This is a genomic window from Faecalispora jeddahensis (assembly GCF_000577335.1).
Classification (GTDB): Bacteria; Bacillota; Clostridia; order Oscillospirales; family Acutalibacteraceae; genus Faecalispora; species Faecalispora jeddahensis.
Genome location: NZ_CBYL010000088.1, coordinates 1 through 3,862 on the forward strand (window position 1 = coordinate 1; position 3,862 = coordinate 3,862).

A 3,862-nucleotide genomic window follows, 5' to 3' on the forward strand; every position below is an offset into this window, starting at 1 on the left:
CGGCGATCCGCCACAGATCGTCGCCCTCACGGCATTCGTGCACCTGCCCGGAAAGCAGGTTCCCGGCAGTTTCTGCCGCGCCGTCCTCCCAGAACACAAAATGGTAACGCACAAGGTCCGGCTCCGGGTTGCCGATCAGTTCGAGTGTGACAAAGCGCACGAAGAACGGCGGAACATTCGGCAGGGTCAGCACAGCCCGTTCCGTTTTTTCCAGCTCCCCATACAGCTTCTGGAACTGCCCGATGCAGTCCGCACCATAAAACTCGCCCTCGCCCTCCACCACACGCTTCTGTACGCCGTAATCCTGCAAGATGCTCCCGGCAAACGGCGCCTGCAGCTCCCGCACTGCTCTGCGGCAGCTCACCGTCAGGTGCTCGGGATTATGCGGCCAGACGTATTCCCCGTATTTCATCGGCTGCAGCTTCATGTCAACTCTTCCTCCGAAATCGGGTGAGGATAGCGCCGATAATCCCGCTCCAGTACGCGGCTGATCCGTTCGGCCTGCTCCCTCTCCTGCACAGCGGAAACACTCCCGACAGGGCCTTCGGTTTCGTTCATACCGGCTCCTCCTCTCTGCTCCTTTTCCGGGCAGTCATCACGGCATGCTCTGCCAGAAAGCCGTTCCCGGCGTCCGCCTGCTCCGTCAGCTCCTGCCACTCGCAGCCGCTGTATACGGTGCGTACGCCGTCCTGCACGGTAACAAGGCGAAAATCGCTCATCTCCCAAAGAGACGAGCGGCTGATGCTCTGCCCGAAACCACTCAACTGAGAAAGCTCCAGACGGTACGAGGGGGAAAGGTCCAGCCAGGCCACCGGCTCCGCCTCGCCAAACGCGCGGATTGCTCTGCGCTCTTTGACACACACGCATTTTACAGCGCTTGCGGAGGCGACCCTCTCGCCGTTCAGCTCAATGGATACGCTCTGACGCTTCGGCACCAAAAGCTCCATGTTATCCCCCGCTTTCCCGGCAGTATGCCGTCATGCCCACCTCGGCGCTCATCCGGAACGCTTCGGCGGCTTCGGAATACTCCACCTTCCCACAGGAGATGGTCTGCAGGCACAGCCCGTTTTCACCGAACAACAGCGCGTCGCTGATGCGGGAAAAGGCGTCCACACATGCGGTGCCGCCCATCGCGCGGGGGGCGGAAATCCAGATGCTGACCGTCAGCTCCGCCCGGCGCAGAGATTCATCCAGCGAGGCGGGGACAAAACGCACCGGAAGAATTTTCAACATGGCGCTGATGCCGTCTGACTTTTCCCGCCTGTTCTCCCACGCTGTCGAAAACCGGATATCCCGAAGGGACTCCCTTTCCTGCAGCTGCCGCAGCAGCTCCTGCTCCAGCAAATCAAATTCCGCCATCTATTTCCTCCCCCGGCAGTTCCCGCAGAACCGCCCATACATATAAAATCCGGTTCCCCGCCAGAAAGCCCTGCGCGCGGATGACCTTGTATTCCTTTTCCACGCAGCGCAGCACCGCGCCGCTCATCTGGTCCAGCCGGCAGTCCGGCGGGCCGATGTAAAAGAAATGGGAATTGTCAAAGTACCCCTCCGGCATCCACGCGTCGTCGGGGTAAACCTTGTTCTTGTAGTTCATCGCCTGAATCATGGCCCGCACGGTCACCGGGCTTTCTCCCGGAACCGTCACTATCGTATCGCTGCCATACCGCTCCAGCATCCGCCGGAGGAACGCCGCCCGCGTCATGAACGCACCTGCCCAAAATAGAATTCCTCGTCGCGCAGATAAGGGGCGGCGGCACGGCGCGCCTCCAGCCAAAGTCGGCGGGCCGCCTCCATTCCCGCGGAGCCTTTTGTCACACGGACGTCACCGGCGGTAAAATCACTCTCCGGGGTGCTGGACTGCGCTGCGGAATAGCGATAAAAGGCCAGGGCGGCGGCAGCGGCGTTCAGCAGCACCGCCCCGCCCTCCGCTCCGGTGAGTACCTGAGCGTTCAATTCCTGCATGGCCTCTTCACACAGCCCCTGCCAGGGCTGCGCTTCTTCCGGGGAAAGCCCCGAAAGGCAAAGAAATCGTTCCAGAATCGCCTGCTGATTCATCGGCTTTCCCTCCTATCCTTTTATTCTCCGGTATAGCTGACGGCACGGCATGCCCCGGCAAAGATCTTCGCAAACCCGGCAATCACGCTGATGGAAGCGCGCTCCAGCTGGCGATCGATCAGCTTGTCAGAATCGGTCAGCACATCCCCGGCCTGCACCATTTCCAGCGCGCAGTTCTTATCAAGGCCGATCAGGCGGCTGCCGGAAAGCGACGGCACATGCAGCAGCTTTGCGCCAAGCGGCGTAGCCAGCTTGCCGGTACCCTGAAAATCAAGTCCAGCCACGGAATCCTGAAACTCCTTCAGGTTCAGAATATCCTCTATCGCCGGGGTAGAGGCCAGAATGGTGTTCAGCTCGTAGGGCTGCAAAGCGCTCCACAGGCTGACCATGTTTTGATACGAAAGTGCGCCGGTCACATCCGTCACCGGGGCGGGATTGCCGTTTCCGTCGCCGTCGAGCAGTACATTCACCGCGTCGTCGAGCTGCGCGCGGGCGATATACGCACCGATCTGCCGCAGCGTGACGGTAAACAGGTCCAGCTTCTGAAAGCGTAGCGCTTCATACGACGCCACCAGCATGCGCCCGCGCTTGTGCAGTCTCACCAGATTCTCCTGTGTTTTGACCACTGTGCGGGGAATTTCCGCACCCTCCGCCACCGGCAGAAGTTCTTTGTCCTGCGGCAGGGGATCGGAGGTGATCGTGCGGTAATCCATCGAGTTGATTTTCGTTACCGTCGCCACAATGCCGGGCAGCAGATCGGCCCGCTCCATTCCCTGACGCACCGCGCGCGAAACATATTCGGGGAACAGTGCCGCGCTGTCGCTGGTCTGAAAGAATTTTTCCACCGGGTCGGAGCCGGGGCCTCCTACGCGGATGTCGAAGCGCTTGAGCTGGCGCTGGTAGGCGTCCAGCCCTGACAGAGGGGTACCCTCGTAATTCGTAGAGGGGTCTAGCTCCTCCAGAGTCCGGGTAAAGCCCTTGCCCACTGTATACATGCCCTTTTCCAGTTTGAGCGTATCATAAAAAGCCATGTGTTCTCCTCCTTTTCCATTACAGAATCACGCCGCATACCGCGGCGGAAGTATCCACGTCCACAACCAGAAGCTGCCGGCCGGCCGCGTCCGTCTTGATCTTGCCCGCACCGTCGCCCACAAGCGTCTGGTAGCCGACCGCCGGGGCCGTGCCTGTGTAGGGCAGTCGCACGTACCCGGCCAGCTGCACGGCGGCAAATCCGTTGCGCACATTTACCGCAGCGCCGCAGAATGCCTTTCCCGCGGCGCAGGGGACCACCGTTCCATTTGCGCTCATCATCACCGGCATTCCGGCCAAAACGCCTTCCGCCGCTTCAAAGGTAACGAGCTTCTCTCCATATCCGCCAAATGCTACTTTCATGCTCTTTCCTCCCGTTTCTGTATTAAATTCGGAACATGTCGTTTCCGCTGTCTGCTGCCTCCGGATGCTCCGGCATGAGCTGGGGGCGCAGCGGCAAAATGCCCTCCGCCTGCCGTTTGAGCGCTTTTTCCAGCGAGAGCAGATCCTCGAGCGGCATACTCTGCGCCGCACGGCCCATCACCTCCGCCGGGATTCCCGTTTTACCGAGTGCGCACAGCCTCACCACATTTTTGCTCACGCTTTCGCGGTACTGCCTGCCGCTCTCCGCCAGAGCCTCCAGCTGCTCCAAATGTTTTTCAAGCTCCCCGGTCTGCGCGGCGGTCAGCGTTATCTGTTCCCCTGCGCGCAGCGACTTTCTGATTTCCTCCATGAATTCTGTTTCCTCCTTTCCGGGCCGAAAGGCCTTGATCACTCC

9 protein-coding genes are annotated in these 3,862 nt (G+C 60.5%); all 9 read right to left on the reverse strand.

Annotated elements, in window-relative coordinates; genetic code table 11:
- Positions 1 to 427: hypothetical protein (locus TY09_RS17800; protein WP_052335765.1), on the reverse strand; the 427-nt coding region annotated here is incomplete at its 3' end.
- On the reverse strand, positions 424 to 558 hold the full coding sequence (locus TY09_RS18965; protein WP_276325305.1) for a hypothetical protein: 135 nt from the start codon (positions 556 to 558) through the stop codon (positions 424 to 426). The genes TY09_RS18965 and TY09_RS17800, both read right to left, overlap by 4 nt.
- The gene (locus tag TY09_RS17330; RefSeq protein WP_042436983.1) at positions 555 to 947 is read right to left on the reverse strand and encodes a hypothetical protein; all 393 of its coding nucleotides are present in this window, start codon (positions 945 to 947) and stop codon (positions 555 to 557) included. The genes TY09_RS18965 and TY09_RS17330 overlap by 4 nt, the downstream gene beginning before the upstream one ends.
- A gap of 1 nt (position 948) precedes the next feature.
- Positions 949 to 1,359, reverse strand: coding sequence for a hypothetical protein (locus tag TY09_RS17335; protein ID WP_042436985.1), 411 nt, complete (start codon positions 1,357 to 1,359; stop codon positions 949 to 951).
- Positions 1,346 to 1,702, reverse strand: a complete 357-nt coding sequence (locus tag TY09_RS17340; RefSeq protein WP_042436989.1) for a hypothetical protein — start codon at positions 1,700 to 1,702, stop codon at positions 1,346 to 1,348. The genes TY09_RS17335 and TY09_RS17340 overlap by 14 nt, the downstream gene beginning before the upstream one ends.
- Entirely contained in the window at positions 1,699 to 2,055 is a 357-nt protein-coding gene (locus tag TY09_RS17345; protein ID WP_042436992.1) for a hypothetical protein, read from the reverse strand. Before TY09_RS17345 ends, TY09_RS17340 begins: the two co-directional genes overlap by 4 nt.
- A gap of 20 nt (positions 2,056 to 2,075) precedes the next feature.
- Complete coding sequence (locus tag TY09_RS17350) at positions 2,076 to 3,086, reverse strand: phage major capsid protein (RefSeq protein WP_042436995.1); 1,011 nt, start codon at positions 3,084 to 3,086, stop codon at positions 2,076 to 2,078.
- Positions 3,087 to 3,105: 19 nt separating this feature from the next.
- Positions 3,106 to 3,447 carry a hypothetical protein gene (locus TY09_RS17355; protein WP_042436997.1) on the reverse strand — a complete coding sequence of 114 codons (342 nt, stop codon included), beginning with the start codon at positions 3,445 to 3,447 and terminating at the stop codon, positions 3,106 to 3,108.
- Between the two features lie 22 nt (positions 3,448 to 3,469).
- Positions 3,470 to 3,817, reverse strand: coding sequence for a hypothetical protein (locus TY09_RS17360; protein ID WP_242841529.1), 348 nt, complete (start codon positions 3,815 to 3,817; stop codon positions 3,470 to 3,472).
- Positions 3,818 to 3,862 lie beyond the last annotated feature (45 nt).

Bases quoted from the DNA above. Each gene is read 5' to 3' on its own strand.
- TY09_RS17355 (WP_042436997.1), bottom strand. From the start codon at position 3,447: ATGAAAGTAGCATTTGGCGGATATGGAGAGAAGCTCGTTACCTTTGAA.
- TY09_RS17345 (WP_042436992.1), bottom strand. From the start codon at position 2,055: ATGAATCAGCAGGCGATTCTGGAACGATTTCTTTGCCTTTCGGGGCTT.
- TY09_RS17330 (WP_042436983.1), bottom strand. From the start codon at position 947: ATGGAGCTTTTGGTGCCGAAGCGTCAGAGCGTATCCATTGAGCTGAAC.
- TY09_RS17335 (WP_042436985.1), bottom strand. From the start codon at position 1,359: ATGGCGGAATTTGATTTGCTGGAGCAGGAGCTGCTGCGGCAGCTGCAG.
- TY09_RS17350 (WP_042436995.1), bottom strand. From the start codon at position 3,086: ATGGCTTTTTATGATACGCTCAAACTGGAAAAGGGCATGTATACAGTG.
- TY09_RS17360 (WP_242841529.1), bottom strand. From the start codon at position 3,817: ATGGAGGAAATCAGAAAGTCGCTGCGCGCAGGGGAACAGATAACGCTG.
- TY09_RS18965 (WP_276325305.1), bottom strand. From the start codon at position 558: ATGAACGAAACCGAAGGCCCTGTCGGGAGTGTTTCCGCTGTGCAGGAG.
- TY09_RS17340 (WP_042436989.1), bottom strand. From the start codon at position 1,702: ATGACGCGGGCGGCGTTCCTCCGGCGGATGCTGGAGCGGTATGGCAGC.